We start from the raw sequence: 18,186 nt of genomic DNA on the forward strand, positions 1-18,186 counted from the left end.
CGTCGGTGAACACGACTCTACGTGAGGCCGGCGGGAAAGGGAAATCCATTTCCCGGCCGAGCATCCGCGCAGGTCGGGACAGCCCCTCGGCCGTCCGTGCCCAGCCCGGCCCAGCCCGGCCCAGCCCGGCTCAGCCCGGCTCAGCCCGGCCCGTCCCTGTCCGGCCGCCGGTCAGCCCGGGCGGGACGGCTGCCGGGTGCGGCGGGTCTGCGCCCACACCGCGAAGCTGACCAGCGCGGCGAAGCACGGCACCATCACCAGCCCGTACACCAGCAGGAAGCCGTCCGTGCCCAGTCCGGCCGCCGCGTTCCACACCCCGTGCAGGCCCATCGCCAGCAGCGCGCCCGCCGGTGCGCCGAGCCGGGCCAACCAGCGTCGGCCGGTGGTCAGGGTGATCGCCAGGCCCAGCCCGGTCAGCGCGGTGAACAGCGGGTGCGCGAACGGCGAGAGCAGCGCCCGCAGCACGAAGGTGTGCACCGTCCCGTCGAAGTCCCGCAGGCTGGGCGCCCCGCCCTGTCCGATCGCGTCCAGCCGGGCCTGCCGGTCCGCGGTGAACGCCCGCCCCAGGTAGAGCGCGTTCTCGGTGAACGCGAACCCGCAGGCCGTCACCCCGCCCAGCACCGTGCCCGCCGCCAGGGTGCGCGGGGAGGACCGGGCCCGCTGGCGGCCCGCCGGGGCCGGGCGGAAGTGCGCGGGACGGCCGGGGCCCGGCCAGTGCCACAGCAGCCGGCGCCACCCGGCGCACGGGCGGCCCTGCTCGCAGCGGTGCCGCCGCCGCAACGGCAGCAGCAGCACCAGCAGCGCCGCGCCCTTCGCCAGCTCCTCGATCAGCGGCGTCGCGAACTCCGCGCCCAGGGTCTCCCCCCGGGCGCCCTGGTGGGCGATCAGGAAGTCGCTCGCCCAGCCGTTCGCCAGGATCGCCATCGTGGTCGCCGCGCACGCCCCCCAGGCCAGGCAGAACAGCAGGTGCCGCAGCGGCACCCGGGCGGTCTGGTTCAGCCAGGCCAGCGCCCCCAGCACGAACGGCAGCGGCAGCAGCGCCAGGCCCAGCCCCACCAGCAGCCCGGTCGTCCCGGTCTGCCGCTGCACCAGCCGCAGGATCAGCACCCCCGAACCCGCCAGCGCCAGCGCCGCCACCGCCGAGGACAGCGCCGGCCGCCGGAACGGCCACAGCCGCCGCCACAGCGAGACCGCCGCCGCGGTGCCCGCGGCCGAACCACCCGCGGCCGAACCACCCGTGACCGGGCCGCCCTGCTGCCCCGGGATGCGCCCGCTCGGCACCGGGCGCGGCGACACGTCCGGGAGCAAGCCGCCGGACCGGCGCGCGGTCGGTTCCGGGAGCGGCCGAGAACCGGTGGGGGGCGTCGGGGGATCGGCGGCCAGGGCGTCGGCCCCCACGGGCGGCCCGGAGGAGGCCCCGCCGCTGGGCGGACTGCTCACCTGCAGCAGGGTAGGCGAAGCCGCCGCCCCGGGGGGAGGGGTCGGCACAATCCGTACCCGCGAGGTGACCGATCGTCAGCGGAGCGGAACGCCCCCCACCGCCCGGCCGGGCCCGTGACATCCGTCATGCCGGGTCGGTGACGGCAGCTCCTGGGCCGGGACCGGGCCGCGCGGGCACAGTGGTGGCACCGCCGGGGAGCGACCGGACGGCCGGGGACGACACGGGGGAGACACCATGAGCAGCATCGGGTTCGAGACGGCCACCGCCTTCACCGCGACCGGGGCCGCGCAGACCGCCGGGGCCGTGGAGACCGCCGGGGCCGCCGGGACCGCCGACGCCTCGCGGCCGAGCGTCGCGGAGATGCGGCTGCCGGTCTGGTTCTTCGGCTTCGAGGGCGTCCTCGCCGGGGCCTTCGACCTGCTGCGGGCCGCCCCCTCGGCCTGGCCCGCGCTGGTCCTGCTGGCGGCCGTCAACCTCGGCGTCTCGCTCACCCTGATGCGCCGGCGCCTCAAGCTCGCGAAGCTGCTGTGGCGCGGCAAGGGCACCCGCAACGTGGCGATCGGCCTGGTCGCCCTGCGGCTGGGCAGCCACCTGGTGCTCGGCCTGCTCGGCGCGGCGGTCGCCTCGACGCTCGGCCACGTGCTGTTCGCGCTGGCGATGAGCACGGTGACGGTCGCCCTGCTGGCCTACGTCCAGCGCACCGCGCTCACCGCGCTGGTCGCCGCGGGCAAGGCCACCGCCTGAGCGACCTGAGCGACCTGAGCGACCTGAGCGACCGCCCGGCGACCGCCGACCGCGGCTACCGGCTCAGCGGCGGCGGAACAGCAGGTCGTGCACCACGTGGCCCTTGGCCAGACCGGCCCGCTCGAACTTGGTCACCGGCCGCCACCCGGGTCGCGGCGCGTACCCGGGCACGCTGCCCGCCGGGTGCCCGTCCGGCTCCAGCCAGCCCGAACCGTCGCCCTCCGGGTGCAGGTTCTCCAGCTCCGGCGAGGCGCCCAGCACCGCCAGCATCTGCTCCGCGTACGGCTCCCAGTCGGTCGCGCAGTGCACCAGCGCGCCCGGGGCCAGCCGGGGCAGCACCAGTTCCAGGAACGACGCCTGGATCAGCCGGCGCTTGTGGTGCTTCGGCTTCGGCCACGGGTCCGGGAAGAACACCCGCAGACCGGCCAGCGAGGCGTCCGGCAGCATGTCGCGCAGCAGGATCACCGCGTCGCCCGCCGCGAGCCGGACGTTCTCCGAGCCGTCCCGCTCCAGGAACTGCAGCAGGTTGCCGTGGCCGGGGGTGTGCACGTCCGCCGCGAGGATGCCCGCGGACGGGTCGGCGGCGGCCATCGCGGCCGTGGTGTCGCCCATCCCGAAGCCGATCTCCAGCGTCACCGGCCGGCCCGCGAACAGCTCCGGCAGGTCCAGCGGGGTCCCGTCGATCGCCAGCCCGAACCGTTCCCACCCGCGGTCCAGCGCACCCGCCTGCGCCTTGGTCATCCGACCACGGCGCGGCTGGAAACTGCGGATCCGCTGCTCGCGGTGCTGGGCCTCGGTGGCCTTGTGCGGGTACATCGGCGCGGGGTACGCCGCCGGGGCGGCGGAGAGCCGGGCCGACGCGGACAACTGGGGGCTGGGGGCGGAGGAGGTCACAATCGCACCAGTCTAAGGGAGCCCCCGGGCAGGCCGGCGGGCGCGAACAGGACACGTACCGGCAGGGCGGAGTCGGGGGCGCGGGGGACTGCGCGGCCCGTCGAGCACGCACCGCAGGATCGCGACGCGGGACGGGGGCCTGCCCTGTCCCGCGACCTTGCCGGCGTCCACCCGGCCGGGCGCGCCCCCGGCCGTGCGCGGAACTCCCCGCGTCACCCCGCCCGGAGGGCCGCCACCGCTCGGCGGGCGACCTCGCGGCCGATGCCGAGCGAGGCCGTCGCCGCCGGGGAGGGGGCGTTGAGGACGTGGACGACCCGGCGGGTGGAGCGCGGGTCGGCGGGGTCGAAGCCGGCGAAGGCGAAGTCGTCGAGGAGGGTGCCGTCGCGGGCGACGGCCTGGGCGCGGACGCCCGCGGCGGCGGGGACGAGGTCGGCCTCGGTGACGACGGGGAGCAGGCGGCGGACGGCGGTGGTGAAGGCGCGCTTGGAGAGCGAGCGGTGGAGTTCGCCGAGTTCGTGGCGCCAGTGCCGGCGGGCGATCGTCCAGGTGCCGGGGAAGCGCACCGTCTCGGCGAGGTCGCGGGCGCTGAAGGTGCGCCAGTCGTAGCCCTCGCGGGCCAGCGCGGGCACCGCGTTCGGCCCGACGTGGACGTCGCCGTGGATGCCCCGGGTGAGGTGCACGCCGAGGAAGGGGAACGCCGGGTCGGGGACGGGGTAGACCAGTCCGCGCACCAACTCCCGCCGCTCCTCGGTCAGTTCGTAGTACTCGCCGCGGAACGGCACGATCCGCACCCCCGGGTCGTCGCCCGCCAGCCGGGCGATCCGGTCGCTGTGCAGTCCGGCGCAGTTGACCAGCACCGCGCAGCGGATCTCGCCGTGCGGGGTGGTGACGGTGACGCCGTCCGGACGCCGGTCGACGCCCAGGACGGGGGTGTTCAGGCGCAGTTCGGCGCCGCGCTCGCCGGCGAGCGCGGCGTAGCGGCGGGCCACCGCGGGGTAGTCGCAGATGCCGGTGGTGGCCAGGTGCAGTCCGGCGATGCCGGTGACCTCGGGTTCGTGGGCGCGGATGCCGGCCGGGTCGAGCGCGGTCAGCGGGATGCCGTTGGCCCGGCCGCGGTCGGCGAGGGCGGCCAGCCGGGGGAGTTCGGCGGGGTCGGTGGCGACGATGAGCTTGCCGGTGACCTCGTGGGCGATGCCCTGCTCGCGGCAGAACGCGACCATCTCGCGGGCCCCGTCGGTGGCGTACCGGGCCTTGAGCGAGCCGGGCCGGTAGTAGACGCCGCTGTGGATCACCCCGCTGTTGCGGCCGGTCTGGTGGGCGGCGAGGGCGTCCTCCTTCTCCAGGACGGCGACGTCCGCGCCGGGGTGCTCGCGGGTGAGGGCGTACGCGGTGGACAGGCCGACGATGCCGCCGCCGACCACCAGGACCCGGACGTCGTGCCTCATCCCCGCCACCCTCCGCTCCGCGGACCACCGGCCCCCGCCCAGATGGTGCCACGGGCGGGGGCCGGTGCGGCGGTGCGCGTCAGGAAGTGGCCAGGACCAGTCGGGCGCGCTCGGTGAGGTCCTTGACCCGCTGCTCGTGCTGGTACGGCTCCAGGCGGCGCAGCAGTTCGACCATGTACTCGCGGCTGCGGTACGAGGAGATCCGCCCGGCCACCTCGACGGCCCGCTCCCCGGCGGCCACCGCGGCGTCCAGGTCCCCCGCCTCGGCCTCGGCCATCGCGGAGACCACCAGCCGCAGGCCGTGCGAGCGGACGTAGCCCTCGGTCGGGCGGGCCAGCGCCTCGCGGGTGAACTGCCGGACCTTGGACGGGACGCCCAGGTCGCGGAAGCACTCGGCGGCGTCGGCGGCGAGGCGGTCGTAGGCGAAGAAGTCGATCCAGGTCGGGTCGGGGTCGCCGGGGCGGGAGCGGTCCAGCGCGGTCTCGGCGGCGGCCAGCGCGGTGGCGCAGGCCGGGGCGTTGCCCGCCTTGGCGTGGGCGCGGGCCTCGACCAGGTGGAAGAAGCTCATGGTGCGGGCGGTGGCCAGGCCCCGGTTGCGCTCCAGGGCGGCCTGGGCGAGGTCGACGGCCTCGTCCGGGAAGGAGCGGTAGGCGGCCTGGAGGCTCATCGAGGCCAGCACGTAGCCGCCGAGCGGCACGTCCCCGGCCGCGCGGGCCAGCCGCAGCGCCTGGATGTAGTAGCGCTGGGCGGCCTCGTGCTGGCCGGTGTCGAAGGCCATCCAGCCCGCCAGCCTGGTCAGTTCGGCGGTGGCGCCGAACAGCGCCCGGCCGACCGCGTCGCTGTACGAGGCGAGCAGCAGCGGGGCGGCCTCGACCCGCAGGCACTCGGGCACCATCGAGGAGCGCCAGTCGCCGCCGCCGTACTTGGAGTCCCAGCGGCGGGCCTCCTGGGCGGCCTCGCGGAGCTTCGCGGCGTCCGCGTGCCCGACCCTCCCCCGGTTCCCGGGGGAACCGGGAGGTGCCCCCCTGCCGGTCAGGTCGGGGACGGCCTCGCGGGCCACCGAGCCGTCGGCGGGCGTGATCAGCCAGCGCGAGACGGGCGTGGCGTACGCGGCGACCGAGAACGTCCCGGCCAGGCTGTCGCTCCACCGGCCGCCGCCGGGGCCGCGCCGCAGGTCCAGGTCGACCCGCCACAGCTCGGTGGCGGAGCGGACCGCCTCCGGGACCTCGCGCGGGAACTCCAGCCCGAGTTCGGGCGTGGGGTGCGAGTCGGCGAGGCCGATCTCCTCCAGCGGGACGGGGCGGCCGAGCTTGTTGCCGAGCGCGGTGGCGATCAGGTGCGGCACCGGGCGCTGCGGGACCATCCCCTTGGTCACCCAGCGGGCCACCGAGGTCTTGTCGTAACGGAGGGTCAGGCCGCGCTGCGCGCCCAGGTCGTTGACCCGGCGGGCGAGCCCGGCGTTGCTGATCTGGGCGAGCGCGAGGAGTGCCCCGAGCCGGTCGTTCGGCCCTCGTGAGCTGACGGTCATGGTGGCGGTGGCACCCCCTGGCGACGTCGTGCGCGGATGGCGGCGGGCCGCGGCGAACCGCAGTGGGCCACCGGACTGCTTGCACCTAGCGTAGTCGTCCGCGTTCCGACGGTTAAGAGGTCGCATTCCGGTTGGCGGGAACGCGCCGCGTCGGGGACCGGCGCCCGGACGCCCGCCGGACGTCCTGCGGGCAGTTGCCGGACGCCCGTGCTCCGGTCCCGTGCCCGCGTGCGCCACCCGTGCTCCCTGGCCGCAGCGGCAGGTGGGCGATTCGCTGGAGGCTGTGGATCGGCCCGCCGCCGAGGACCCGGCGGGCCGGGGGAAACGCTGCCTCAATTCCCCGCGGGCAGCTGCGCGTCCGGGAGGGCATGCGGATGCCCTCCCGGGCCGTGCGACGGCTTTCGGCCAACTTCGGCCGACCCGCGACGGTCGCGGCCCTCCTCCGCGCCGCCGTTCCAGGCCACCGCCCGTGCGCCGGACGGGAGTTCGAGACCCGCACGGCCCGGGCCCCGGAGGGGGAGGCCCGGCCCGTGCGTTCCGCCGCGGCCCCGAAAGCCTGGCGCTCACCCGCCCCATCGGTGGCACGATGTCTCCTGACGGCGCGCCGACCCCGTACGCCCGCCCGGGGGTCCGCCGCGCGCCGCGGCACCACAGGTGGAGGCGCGATGCGGTGGCTCACCGGCTGGAGCGGCCTGACCGCCGCCGACCCGGCCCTGGCCGCGGTCCGCCCGATCGCCGGCACCCTGCTCTGGGGCGGCCCCGACCCGCTCTGGGCGGTCGGCGACTGGCGCCCCGACGAACTGCGGCTGGCCGTGCTCCGCCCCGGCGGCCCCGCCACCGTCCGCGGCGGGCTCGACCCGCACGACCCCGCCGACAGCGCCGACCGGGACACCCCCGCCACCCTGCGGCTCGCCGTGGCCGGCCGCTGCGGCGCCACCGACCGCGAACTCGCCGACGGCCTGGCCGCCGCCCGCGGCGGCGCGCTGCGCCACCTCACCCACTGGCCCGGCAGCTACACCGTCGTGCTGCGGGCCGGCACCCGCTCCACCGTGCTGCTCACCGACCTCGCCGGCGCCCAGCCGGTCTTCCACACCCCGTTCGCCGGCGGCACCGCCTACGCCACCGCCGCCCTCCCGCTCGCCGACCTGGTCGGCGCCCCCGTCGACACCGCCCACCTGGCCGCCCGGCTGGCCACCCCCGAGACCCCCGAGACGCTCGGCGACCGCACCCCCTACCGGGGCGTGCGCCGCGTCCCGCCCGGACACGCGCTGGGCATCCGCGGCGGACGGCCCGGCCACACGCCCTACCCGGAGAGCGGGGCCGAGGAGCGCGCCGAGGCCCCCGCCGTCCGCGAACTCACCCGCGCCCTGCTGGAGGCCGTCCGCTGCCGGGTCCGCGCCACCGGGCCCGCCGACCGGCCCCGGCTCGGCGTCGACCTCTCCTACGGCACCGCCTCCGCCACCGTCGCCCTGCTGGCCGCCGCCGTCCCGCTGCCGCCCGGCCCCGGCACCGACCCCGGGCCCGAACGGCCCGCCGCCCGCACCGGCGCCGTCAAGGGCTCCTGGGCCCGCCGCGCCGAACCGCCCGAACCCGAGACCCTCCCCGCCGTCACCCTCGGCGACCCCGACGGACCCGCCCTCGCCGTGCACGCCCCCCGCCTGCGCCACCTGCTCGTCCCGCCGGTCGCCCCGTACGCCGGCCTCGCCGACCCCCTGGCCGGCCCGCTCACCGACGAACCCGGCCCCGCCCTGGTCCACGCCGCCCGGCACACCGCCGCCCACCGGGCCGGCGGCGCCGACCACCTCACCGGCCACGGCGCCCGCCAGGTCCTGGACGGCCACCCCGCCCGGCTCGCCGACCTGGTCCGGGCCGGCCGCTCGCTCGACCTGCTCGCCCCGCTCGCCGCCCTGGCCGGCGCCGACCGGGCCACCGCCGGCGCCCTCACCGGCACCCTGCACACCCCCGTCACCGTGCTGCGCGCCGCCCGCCGCCTCGCCCGCGCCCGCTACGCCGACGCCCTCGACGACCTGGCACTCCACCTGACGCTCCGTCAGGAACCGGCGTCCGAAAGGACGGTGGGCCGCGCCCTGGCCGCCGACCTCGCCTGGCACCGCCCCGGCCCCGCCGCCCACCTGCTCGCCGACGAACCGCTCGCCGCCCTCGCCCAGCACCTGCGCACCGCCGCCCGCGGCAGCGCCCCCACCGAGGCCCCCGGCGCCCGCCGCGCCCGGCTCGCCCTGCACCGGCACGCCGCCCACTACCGCACCCTGGTGCACGCCACCGAACAGCACGGCCAGCGCCTGCACGCCCCCTTCCTCGACAACCAGGTGGTCCGCGCCGCCCGGCTGCTCCCCGACGACCTGCGCCTGCAACCCGGCGCCCGGCACGCCCTGCTCGCCGCCGTGCTGGCCGGCACCGGCCGCACCGACCTCCCCGCCGACTGGGGCCGCGCCCCCGGCCCCGACCCGCACGCACCCGCCCGCCGCGGCCTGCGCGCCGCCGCCCCCGCACTCGCCGAACTCCTCGACCGCCCGCTGCTCGCCGAAGCCGGACTGCTCGACGCCCCCGCCGCCCGCAAGGCGCTCGCCGCCGCCACCGACCCCGCCGGGAACGCCCCGCCCGGCACCCTCGCCGCCCTCGCCGACCTGGTCGCCGCCGAACTCTGGCTGCGCCGCCTGGCCGCCCGCCGCCCCGGCTCCTCCTGGACCGGCCTGCCCGCCGCGCCCCGCGCCGCCCTGGAAACCTGACCCCGGACCGGGTGCGCCTGCCCCGCCGCCGGCCGCGCGCCGGATAGCGTCGGGAACCCCCGACCCGCTGAGCCCCGAGTCCCTCCCGGAGCGCGCGCCATGACCGCCACCCTCCCCGTGCACCACGAGGCGCCGCCGCCCGGCGCCGCGATCCTCACCGGCTGCGACGGCTCGGACGCCGCGCTCTGGGCCCTCGACCGCGCCATGACCGAGGCCGAGGCGCACCACCTCCCGCTGTACGTCCTGGCCGCGGTCAACCCCTCGCCGACCGGCTACCCGCCGGGCATGGCCGACCTGGTCCAGGAGAGCATCGAGCGGCTGACCGAGAGCATGGCGGACGGCCTGCGCCGCTCCGTCGCCACCGTGCAGTCCGCCCGGGTCCGCCCGTACGCCGGGCAGCTCGCCCTGTACGTCGTCCTCGGCAACGTGATCGAGGTGCTGCTCCGGGCCGCCGACGGACGGCACACCCTGGTGGTCGGCACCCGCGGCAACGGCGGCTTCGGCCGGCTGCTGCTCGGTTCGGTCAGCACCGCGGCCGTGCACCACGCCACCTGCCCGGTGCTGGTCGTCCCCGCACCCCCCGCCGAGGGGGCCTGAGGGGACCGAACCGCGGGGGCCTGACCGGAATGTCCGCGGATGGTTGAGCGTTCACCTTCCGTCGGACGGCCGCCCCCGGTCGCCCGGGAGCACCCGAACCGCCGGACAGGAGCCCGCCCGCCATGAAGGTCGAAATCTACTCGGACATCGCCTGTCCCTGGTGCTACGTCGGCAAGCGGCGCTTCGAGCAGGCCCTCGACCGGTTCGAGGGCAAGGACGGCGTCGAGGTGGTCTACCGCCCCTACCAGCTCGTCCCCGACGCCCCCGAGCAGGCCCGCCCGCACCGCGAGTGGCTCGCCGAGCGCTACGGGCCGCAGTCCCTCGCCATGGACGCCCGGATCACCGAGGTCGGCCGCAGCGTCGGCATCGACTACGACTTCGACGCCGCGCTGGAGGTCAACACCCTGCGCGCCCACCGCCTGCTGCACCTCGCCGAGACCGAGTACGGCACCGCCGTCCAGGCCGCCCTCAAGGAGCGGCTGCTCAAGGCGCACTTCTCCGAGGGCGTCGACGTCGGCGACGTCGAGGCGCTCGCCGCCCTGGCCGCCGAGACCGGCATCGACCGCGACCGGGCCGCGGCCTACCTGGCCGGCACCGAGGGCGAGGCCGAGACGCGCGCCGCCCTCGCCGAGGCCCGCGCCATCGGCGTCACCGCCGTCCCGACCTTCGTCTTCGAGGGCCAGTGGGCCGTCCAGGGCGGCCAGGAGGCCGAGACCTTCCTCCAGGTCCTGCGCCAGGTCGAGGCCGAGACCGCCAAGCGGATCACCCCGCTCGCCCCGCCCGCCGACACCTGCGAGGACGGCGCCTGCGCGATCTGACCCGGCGCCGCCCGGCGCTTCGACCGGCGCGGTGACGGACGGCGCGGTGACGGACGGTGCGTCGACGGACGGTGCGTCGACGGACGGCGCGGGTAGTACCCCGGTATGACGGCGGTCCGGCTCCCCGGTGTGATGACCCGTACCGCCCCGCTCCGGGAAGGTGGCGGGTGTCCGCCGGGAGACCGGCAAGTACCGCGCAGAAGGAGCCCGCAGATGGCCGTGACCGTGCCCGCGACCAGCCCTCGGACCGCCGTCCCGGGCCGCCGGACCGCCGCCGCGGCCGTCCCCGTCCTCCGGGCCGGTCTGGCCCTGCCGGCCGGCCTGGCCGCGACCGCGCTGCTGCTGGCCGGGCGGCGGACGGCGGCGGAGCGCCTGCAGCCCGGGCCGACGGGCGTCGGCCGGCGGCTGGCCCGGCTCCTGCTCGGCCTGCCGCTGGACGCGTCCGCCCTGCTGCTGTTCGGCTACGCGGTCTTCAACTCGGTCCGCAACTTCGGCTACCCGCTCTGGTACCTGCACACCGACTACCACCAGGCGTGGGGCGGGCCGACCATGGCGGGCGTCTGGGCCGTCCACGCCGGTGGCTGGGCGCTCTGCCTGGTCCTGCTGCTGCGCTGGCCGGTGCGCTGGATCGCCCGCGGTCAGCAGGCGCTCACCGCCCGGCTCGGCTGACCGCCGCGCCCGGCCGGTCGTCGCGCCCGGCCGGCCGAACCGCCGGGCTCAGCAGGTGATCCGGGCCTGCGCCCAGTCCGCCAGGTCGATCACCGGCAACGAGCCGCGGACCGGGGTGACCACCAGGCGGATCGACGTCCGGCCGTCCAGCGGGACGTGCACCGGCACCGGGCGGTCGCCCGCGGACATCCGGGGGGAGCTCCACAGCACCCGTCCGTCCTCGCCCTGCACCGAGAAGACCGCCTCGCCGTAGCTCACGCCGAAGTCGTCCAGCCCCGCGACGGCGTCGAAGGACCGGCAGGCGCGGTTCAGGTCCACGGTCACCCGGGACGGCACCGGGGCCGCCAGCACGTGCGCGTAGCGGGTGCCGTGCAGCCAGGCCGCGGGCCGTTGCAGGACCTGGCCGCCGCGGACGGTCGGGGTGTCGGGGACGGCGCGCCGGCCCCGGTCCAGCGGCAGCTCGTCCAGCCAGAACTGGCGCGAGGTCACCACCGGGGGCGTCGGGGTGGGCGTCGGCGTCGGGCTCGGGGTGGGCGTCGGGGACGGCGGCGGCACCTGCCGCGGGGTCGGCGTCGGGGACGGCTTCGGCTTCGGCTTCGGCGTCGGGGACGGGGTGGGCTTCGGCGCGGGCGTGCGGCTCGGCGTCGGGGTGGGTGTCGGCGTCGGCGCGGGGGACGGCGTCGGACGCGGGGCCGGGGCCGGGGCGGGCGGGGGAGCCTGCGGTGCGGTGACCACCGGCGGGGCCGCCACCGCGGGCGCGGGCTCCGGCGAACCGGTCAGCGCGAACGCGGCGACCGCCGCCGCGACGACGGCGATCCCGGCCGCGATCCCGGCCTTCGCGGCGGTGCCGAGTCCCTCCCCGGCCGCTGCCGCCGCCCCGCCGCCGGACGGACCGGCGCCCCCGGCCGCCCCCGCGGCCGTCGCCGCCCCGGTGCTCGCCGCACCGCCGGCCACCGCCGCCCCGCCCACGGCCGCCCCGGTGACGGCGGCGCCGCCGACCGCCGCGGCCGCCACCGCGAACCAGCCGCTGCCGACCCAGAGCAGCGCGCCGCCGGGCAGCACCGCCCGCAGGCCGTGGTTGATGTCGGCGAGCTCCAGGTACGCGGCGGTGCAGCGGGTGCAGTCCTGGACGTGCTTGCCGACCTCCGCCGAGGCGCGCTTGCGCAGCGAGCCGCGGGCGTACGCGCCGAGCCGGTTGGCGTACCCGGCGCAGCCGGACTCCTGGCTGCCCGAGACGTGCGCCTGGAGGAACGCGGCGGCCAGCCGGTCGCGGGCCCGGTGGGCCTGGACGGCGGTGGCGTTGGCGGTCTTGCCGAGCATCACCGCGACCGTCTTGGGCGACTCCCGCTCGACCTCGGTGTGCCAGAGCACCACCCGGTCGTCCTCGGGCAGTTCGGCGTACGCGCGCATCACCATCCGCTGGTCGGCCAGGGCCAGCGCCCAGGCGTCCGCGCCCGGGTCGGCGAGGTCGAACTCGACGGTGGCGGCGGAGGCTTCGGCGAAGCCGGTGAAGTCGTCGACCAGCTGTTCGCGCCGGTCCGAGCGGGCCCAGGCGGCGGCCACGTTGCGCACCGCCGTCAACAGGTAGGCCCGGACGGCGAACTCGGGCCCCTTGCCGGCCTTGAGCGCCTGCAGGGTGCGGGCGAACACCTCGCCCGCCAGGTCCTCCGCGGTGAAGCTGTCCCGGCAGCAGGTCCGGGCGTAGCGGCGGACGGCGTCCGCGTGCCGGCGGTAGATCTCCTCGTACGCGGCGTCGTCCCCGGCCCGCACCAGGGCGGTCAACTCGGAGTCGGAAGGGGGCCGTTCGCCGTCCACCGGGTCGGCGGGGGCGGGTACGACGGCGCGGGACGGGAGCTCCTCGCCGATGAACGCCTCGGGGGCGACCCCGCCCCGTCCGGCCGGCGCCTGGCCGGGCACCCGGCCGGTCAGCGACTCGCGGGCCGGGCTGCCGCCCTGGTCCGGCACCTGGCCGGGCGTCTCCAGGCCGGAGCCGAACTCGCCCGCGTCGCCCTGCTCGTCGGGGTTCACCGGGCCCCGCCCCGCCGCACGGCGCACGGCACGGGCCGCCCCTCGGATTCGACGGCGGTCACGGTGCGCAACGGGACAATGGCTCCAACCACGGGCAAAGAATGGCATAGCGCGGCGACCACCGGTAGCCGGGTCCGCCCCGTCCCACCCGTCCGGGCCGCCGCTCGCGGACCTGTTCGAACCTCGGCCGCGCAAGCACCGCGCGTACCCGGAACGTTCCGCGCGCCCCCGGCCGGAGCGTCGCGCCGGGCGGCGTCCCGTCACCCGAACGGCGCGTCCCGGCCGCTCCCGGGAACCCGCCCGCCGGACGGGCGCCCGCACGGTGCGTCAGAACGGCCGCGCACCGGGCGATTTCAGGCCGCGCGCAGGCCCTGGAGCAGGATCTGCAGCAGCCGGTGTCCGGCCCCGCCCTCCGGCTCGCCCTCCCGCACCGGGACGGCCGCGGAGGCGTGCACCGGCACCGCGGCCGTCAGCACCAGCACCACGTCGGCCACCGTCACCCCGGGCCGCAGCTCGCCGGCCGCGCCCGCCCGGGCCACCAGCGCCGCCAGCAACTGCAGCAGCAGCCGCGGATCGGCGCTCTGCTCGCCCTCGGCGACCGGCGCGCCGCCGAACGCCCGCAGCTCGGTGCCGCGCTGCTCGGGCACCCGGCCGATCTCCTCGGCGTACCGGAACGCCTCCGGCGGCAGCAGCCGCCCCGCGCCGGAGGCCGCCGCCCGCTGCAGGAAGCCCGCCAGCGCGTCCCAGGGGCCGGTCAGCCCGCCGTACAGCGACTCCCGGGCCTGCGCGGTCAGCCAGGACACCTCCTCGGCGGCGATCCGCTGGACCAGCACCTCCTTGCTGGGGAACCGCCGGTACACGGTGCCCACGCCGACCCCGGCCCGCCGGGCGACCTCCTCCATCGGTGCTCCGTAGCCGAGTTCGCCGAACACCTCGCGGGCGGCCCGCAGCACGCTCTCCAGGTTCCGCCGGGCGTCCACCCGCAACCGCGAACCCGCCCCGCGCCCGGACTCGCCCTGGCGCTCACGTTCGCGCTCACGTTCGCGCTCACGTTCGCGCTCGCGTTCACCGGGCGGAAAGGCGTACCGCTCCCGCTCGCCAGGACCGCGCTGCTCCGGCACCACGTCCACCGCGGCCCTCCCGAACGCCGCGACCGGCACCCGGCCCGCGACCTGATCCTGCTCCGACATGCCAAACCTCCCCCGGGGCACCCCGTCCCGGGTACCCGAACGGCTACTGCGCCCCCTGGTGTGCGCCGCCGACACCGGCCGTGGTCCGACGTCCGCGCACTACCTTCCCCTGACGGCTCCCGTGCAGTCGCGTCGACGCCACCAGGTCCAGGGCGAACGGACCGGCGCCATTGGCGGTCCGAAGCACAATCCGACCATAGTTCAAGGAAGTTCGCCGCAGAAGTGCACCACTGATCGCCCCGGACCGGTCCGACCCGGCCCCCACGTGCGGACAAATCCCCGCACGCCCCCGCCGCGGACCCACGTGAGACGAATCACAGCCCGATCATCGGGCCGGGCGACGCCCCCGTTCACCCCGACTTGCCTTCCTTTGCCGGACCTTGACGAGCCGTCAGTTCGAACCGCCCCGCTCCACCCCGCTCCGCACCGCCGGACGGGCGATCGGACGTGCGAACGGACGAAAGCCGGACGAAAGCCGGACGAACGGTCGGACGTACACATTCCCGCCCCCCGCCCCCGCTCTCCGCACCACCCCCGCCCGCCCCCGCGGAAGACGCCCCGCCCGGCCCGGCAACCCCGGCGGCGCCCGCTTTCCCGGCCGGATTCGGACCGATCCGGCCCTGACTGTGGACAAGAGCCCACCACCGGGTGCGTCATAGGGGGAACGTGAAACGGGTCACAGCACCAGGGCCGGCCGGAGGTGCCCCATTCGAGTCCTGATCATCGGCGGAGGCTGCGCCGGACTGAGCTCCGCGCTGCGCCTCCAGCAGCTGCTGCGCGACCGGCTGAGAACCCGCCGGATCGAACTGACGATCGTCGAACCCCAGCCCTACCTGACGTTCCAGCCGCTGCTGGCCGAGGTCGCCGCCGGCACCATCGACCCGCGCCACGTGGTGGTCCCGCTGCGCACCGCGCTCCCCGACTGCCGGGTGCTCACCGCCCGGGTCACCAGGATCGACCACGCCACCCGCACCGCCTGGGTGGACGCCGCCCCGCGCGGCGAACTCCGGCTGCCCACCGAAGTCCGCTACGACGTCCTGGTGATGGCCCCCGGCTCGGTCTCCCGCACCGCCCCCGTCCCCGGCCTGGCCGAGCACGGCATGGGCTTCGCCACCGTCGGCGAGGCGGTCGCCCTGCGCAACCACGTCCTGGAACAGCTCGACCTGGCCTCCTCCACCCGCGACCCCGAACTCCGCCACGCCGCACTGACGTTCGTCTTCGTCGGAGCCGGCTACGCGGGCGTCGGCGCCCTCGCCGAACTGGAGGACATGGCCCGCACCGCCACCAAGGGCTACCACAACCTCGACCCCGACGACCTGCGCTGGATCCTGGTCGAGGCCAAGGACCGCATCCTCGGCGAGGAGACCCCCGAACTCGCCGCCCACACCCTCGCCGAACTGCGCGAACGCAACATCGACGTCCGGCTCTCCACCACGCTGGAGTCCGCCGCCGACCAGCGCATGACGCTCTCCGACGGCAGCCGCTTCGCCGCCCGCACCCTGGTCTGGACGGCCGGCATCCGCCCCGCCCCCGTCCTCGCCCTCACCGACCTCCCGCTCGACGCCGCCGGCCGGATCACCTGCCTGCCCACCCTGCGGATCGCCACCCCCGACGGCCTCCCGCTGCCCGACGCCTGGGCCGCCGGCGACTGCGCCGCCGTCCCCGACCACACCGGCGAACCCTGCGCCCCCAACGCCCAGCACGCCCTCGCCCAGGCCAGACTGCTCGCCGAGAACCTGGCCGCGGAGCTGGCCGGCCGACCCCTCACCGCCTACCGGCCCGAAGACCCCGCCTGCTCCACCTCGCTCGGCCTGCACCGCGCCGTCGCCCACACCCGCCGCGGCACCCGCCTCACCGGCCGCCGCGCCTGGTGGCTGCACCGCGTCCGCCAGCTGCGCCGCCTCCCCACCCGGGAGCGCCGGATCCGGGTGCTGACGGACTGGCTGTTCGGCGGCCTCTTCCCCCGTGAGGTGGTCGCCCTGGGCACCATCGAGCACCCCCGGGCCGAGTTCGAGTCCGGCTTCACCACCGGCCCCGGCACCTGACGCCCGCACCGCCTCCGCCTTCTCTCTCCGTCTTCACCCGTCGCACGGGAGTGCACCACCGGCGCGCACCTCCCCGAACGCGCCGTACCGATGGCACGACTTCCGGAATCACCCCGGAGCCTGACAGGATCAACCCCGGTGGAGCCATTACGGCGAGTGCAGACCCGCGTACGCATGGTGATCATCACACCGCAACTGCCCGCCGACCGGCACCACCTCCCATCAGTCCCCGAGGAAGCGGCCAACGTTGGACCTCATGCGCTGGAGCGCCCGGCTCACCGGAGCCGCCTGGCGGGCCACCCCCGCCACCGCGGACGAACCCGTCACCGTTCCCGCCCCGCGCGACCCGGCCGCCCCCTGCCCCGACCCCCGCGACGCCGAACAGCCCTACGACTTCCGCGACGTCCTGCGCCGGCTCCCCGCCCCCGTCGCCCTCACCCACGGCCCCCACCACCAACTCGGCTACGCCAACCGGGCCTACCGCGACCTGTTCGGCGCCCGCACCCCCGGCCGCCCCGCCGCCGAGTCGCTCCCCGAACTCGCCACCCTCGGCGTCCTCCCGCTGCTCGACCAGGTCCTGCGCAGCGGACGCCCGCGCAGCGTGAAGTCCCGCTGCATCCTCGGCCTCGGCGGCAACCGCTACTACAACATCGCCTGCGTCCCGCTCGGCCCCGACGAACACGCCACCCCCACCGGCGTCCTGGTCTTCGCCACCGAGGTCACCGACCAGGTCCAGTCCGCCGGCCGCCTCCGCGAAGCCGAACGCCGCCAACGCGAGGCCGCCGTCACCCTCCAGCACAGCCTCCTCCCGCAGAAACTCGAACAGCCCGCCGACCTCCACGTCGCCGCCACCTACCAACCCGGCGGAGCCGACGCCGCGGTCGGCGGCGACTGGTACGACGTCATCGGCCTCGGCGGCGGACGCACCGCGCTGGTCATCGGCGACGTCATGGGCCGCGGCCTGCGCGCCGCCGCCGTCATGGGCCAGCTCCGCACCGCCGTCCGCGCCTACGCCCGCCTCGACCTCCCCCCGCACGAGGTGATGACCCTCCTCGACGGCCTCGCCATGGAGATCGACGCCAACCAGATCGCCACCTGCACCTACGCCGTCTGGGACCCGGCCGCCACCACCCTCGTCTACGCCTCCGCCGGCCACCTCCCCCTCCTCCTCCGCAGCCCCGACGGCACCGTCCTGCGCGGCGAGGAACAGAACGGCCCACCCCTCGGCACCGGCGGCGCCGGCCACCTCTCCCACACCCTCCGCCTCCTCCCCGGCACCACCGGCGTCCTCTACACCGACGGCCTGGTCGAACGCCGCGACCAGGACATCGACCAGGGCATCGACCACCTCGCCCACACCCTCACCGGCCCGGTCAGCACCCCCGACACCGTCTGCTCCCGCCTCCTGCGCGCCCTGGGCGTCACCGCCGAGCACGACGACGACGTCGCGATCCTGGTCTTCCAGGTGCCGTCCGCCGGCACCACTTGATCCCGGGCCCCCAGGTATGTACAGTTCTTCGAGTTGCCTGACAGGGAGCACCGAGCACGCATCTGCGTGGACGGTCCCGGGGCGGCCAATCCCCTGAGAAACAAACCGCTGGATCCGTGACGGGTCGCGTCTCTTTCGCGTCCCCGTTCGTATTCGTCGTGCGTTTTTTCGGAGATTGCGGCCGATTCGCTTTTCGGAGCGGGGATCGGCTAGAGTTTGAAACGTCGGACGGGCCGTCAGGCCGCGGAAGACGAAAGCGAGTCGGGAAAGAGCACAAGCTCGGATCTGATAAGCTGGAAACACGAAAGAACGAAGCGCCCGGAGATGCGGTCGGAAGGCCGGTCGAAGGAAGCGTCCGTTCCTTGAGAACTCAACAGCGTGCCAAAAGTCAACGCCAGATATGTTGACATCCCCGGCCAGCCGGTATCGGTTGGTTGGAGATTCCTTTTGAAGTAAAACACTAGCGAGGACGCAGTGCGCGGGGCCGCCCTATTCCGGTGGTTGCCGTGCCGCTCTTTCGTGGAAGCATTCACGGAGAGTTTGATCCTGGC

The 18,186-nt window shown here is 76.5% G+C and carries 12 protein-coding genes and 1 pseudogene; 7 read left to right on the forward strand and 6 right to left on the reverse strand.

What is annotated here, in order from left to right:
* Positions 1 to 171: 171 nt before the first annotated feature.
* Positions 172 to 1,296: a PrsW family intramembrane metalloprotease gene (locus ACIQVD_RS24370; RefSeq protein ID WP_402291676.1), complete on the reverse strand. Its 1,125-nt coding sequence runs from the start codon at positions 1,294 to 1,296 to the stop codon at positions 172 to 174.
* 379 nt (positions 1,297 to 1,675) lie between these two features.
* Between ACIQVD_RS24370 and ACIQVD_RS24375 the strand changes: the two genes are divergently transcribed.
* Positions 1,676 to 2,185, forward strand: a complete 510-nt coding sequence (locus tag ACIQVD_RS24375) for a hypothetical protein (protein WP_402291677.1) — start codon at positions 1,676 to 1,678, stop codon at positions 2,183 to 2,185.
* A gap of 63 nt (positions 2,186 to 2,248) precedes the next feature.
* On the opposite strand, the gene trmB is transcribed toward ACIQVD_RS24375, so the two are convergent.
* The 3 genes from trmB to ACIQVD_RS24390 form a co-directional block, all read right to left on the reverse strand.
* Entirely contained in the window at positions 2,249 to 3,079 is an 831-nt protein-coding gene (gene trmB / locus ACIQVD_RS24380; protein WP_100836879.1) for a tRNA (guanosine(46)-N7)-methyltransferase TrmB, read from the reverse strand.
* Between the two features lie 212 nt (positions 3,080 to 3,291).
* A complete protein-coding gene (gene lhgO, locus ACIQVD_RS24385) occupies positions 3,292 to 4,524 on the reverse strand; it encodes an L-2-hydroxyglutarate oxidase (protein WP_402291678.1) in 1,233 nt (410 codons plus the stop codon).
* A 79-nt stretch (positions 4,525 to 4,603) separates the two neighbouring features.
* Positions 4,604 to 6,052 carry an MFS transporter gene (locus tag ACIQVD_RS24390; RefSeq protein WP_400691824.1) on the reverse strand — a complete coding sequence of 483 codons (1,449 nt, stop codon included), beginning with the start codon at positions 6,050 to 6,052 and terminating at the stop codon, positions 4,604 to 4,606.
* Between the two features lie 665 nt (positions 6,053 to 6,717).
* Here ACIQVD_RS24390 and ACIQVD_RS24395 point away from each other — a divergent pair.
* The 4 genes from ACIQVD_RS24395 (at position 6,718) to ACIQVD_RS24410 (ending at position 10,883) form a co-directional block, all read left to right on the forward strand.
* Positions 6,718 to 8,799, forward strand: coding sequence for an asparagine synthase-related protein (locus tag ACIQVD_RS24395; protein ID WP_402291679.1), 2,082 nt, complete (start codon positions 6,718 to 6,720; stop codon positions 8,797 to 8,799).
* Between the two features lie 99 nt (positions 8,800 to 8,898).
* Positions 8,899 to 9,396 carry a universal stress protein gene (locus ACIQVD_RS24400; RefSeq protein WP_400691818.1) on the forward strand — a complete coding sequence of 166 codons (498 nt, stop codon included), beginning with the start codon at positions 8,899 to 8,901 and terminating at the stop codon, positions 9,394 to 9,396.
* Positions 9,397 to 9,518: 122 nt separating this feature from the next.
* On the forward strand, positions 9,519 to 10,214 hold the full coding sequence (locus ACIQVD_RS24405; protein ID WP_400691815.1) for a DsbA family oxidoreductase: 696 nt from the start codon (positions 9,519 to 9,521) through the stop codon (positions 10,212 to 10,214).
* A 213-nt stretch (positions 10,215 to 10,427) separates the two neighbouring features.
* On the forward strand, positions 10,428 to 10,883 hold the full coding sequence (locus ACIQVD_RS24410) for a hypothetical protein (protein ID WP_400691812.1): 456 nt from the start codon (positions 10,428 to 10,430) through the stop codon (positions 10,881 to 10,883).
* 48 nt (positions 10,884 to 10,931) lie between these two features.
* Here ACIQVD_RS24410 and ACIQVD_RS24415 read toward each other — a convergent pair whose 3' ends face one another.
* Entirely contained in the window at positions 10,932 to 12,911 is a 1,980-nt protein-coding gene (locus ACIQVD_RS24415) for a sigma-70 family RNA polymerase sigma factor (protein ID WP_402291680.1), read from the reverse strand.
* Positions 12,912 to 13,264: 353 nt separating this feature from the next.
* The gene (locus tag ACIQVD_RS24420; protein ID WP_402291681.1) at positions 13,265 to 14,101 is read right to left on the reverse strand and encodes a TetR/AcrR family transcriptional regulator; all 837 of its coding nucleotides are present in this window, start codon (positions 14,099 to 14,101) and stop codon (positions 13,265 to 13,267) included.
* A gap of 770 nt (positions 14,102 to 14,871) precedes the next feature.
* On the opposite strand from ACIQVD_RS24420, the gene ACIQVD_RS24425 reads away from it, so the two are divergent.
* The gene (locus ACIQVD_RS24425; RefSeq protein WP_402291685.1) at positions 14,872 to 16,146 is read left to right on the forward strand and encodes an NAD(P)/FAD-dependent oxidoreductase; all 1,275 of its coding nucleotides are present in this window, start codon (positions 14,872 to 14,874) and stop codon (positions 16,144 to 16,146) included.
* A gap of 247 nt (positions 16,147 to 16,393) precedes the next feature.
* A pseudogene (locus ACIQVD_RS24430) lies at positions 16,394 to 17,620 on the forward strand (PP2C family protein-serine/threonine phosphatase); the annotation flags it as partial.
* Positions 17,621 to 18,186 lie beyond the last annotated feature (566 nt).

It is taken from the genome of Kitasatospora sp. NPDC090308, assembly GCF_044769485.1.
Lineage (GTDB): Bacteria > Actinomycetota > Actinomycetes > Streptomycetales > Streptomycetaceae > Kitasatospora > Kitasatospora fiedleri.

Coding starts and splice junctions, on each gene's coding strand:
- ACIQVD_RS24375 (WP_402291677.1), top strand. CDS start 1,676: ATGAGCAGCATCGGGTTCGAGACGGCCACCGCCTTCACCGCGACCGGG.
- ACIQVD_RS24410 (WP_400691812.1), top strand. CDS start 10,428: ATGGCCGTGACCGTGCCCGCGACCAGCCCTCGGACCGCCGTCCCGGGC.
- ACIQVD_RS24420 (WP_402291681.1), bottom strand. CDS start 14,101: ATGTCGGAGCAGGATCAGGTCGCGGGCCGGGTGCCGGTCGCGGCGTTC.
- ACIQVD_RS24400 (WP_400691818.1), top strand. CDS start 8,899: ATGACCGCCACCCTCCCCGTGCACCACGAGGCGCCGCCGCCCGGCGCC.
- ACIQVD_RS24405 (WP_400691815.1), top strand. CDS start 9,519: ATGAAGGTCGAAATCTACTCGGACATCGCCTGTCCCTGGTGCTACGTC.
- lhgO (WP_402291678.1), bottom strand. CDS start 4,524: ATGAGGCACGACGTCCGGGTCCTGGTGGTCGGCGGCGGCATCGTCGGC.
- ACIQVD_RS24390 (WP_400691824.1), bottom strand. CDS start 6,052: ATGACCGTCAGCTCACGAGGGCCGAACGACCGGCTCGGGGCACTCCTC.
- ACIQVD_RS24395 (WP_402291679.1), top strand. CDS start 6,718: ATGCGGTGGCTCACCGGCTGGAGCGGCCTGACCGCCGCCGACCCGGCC.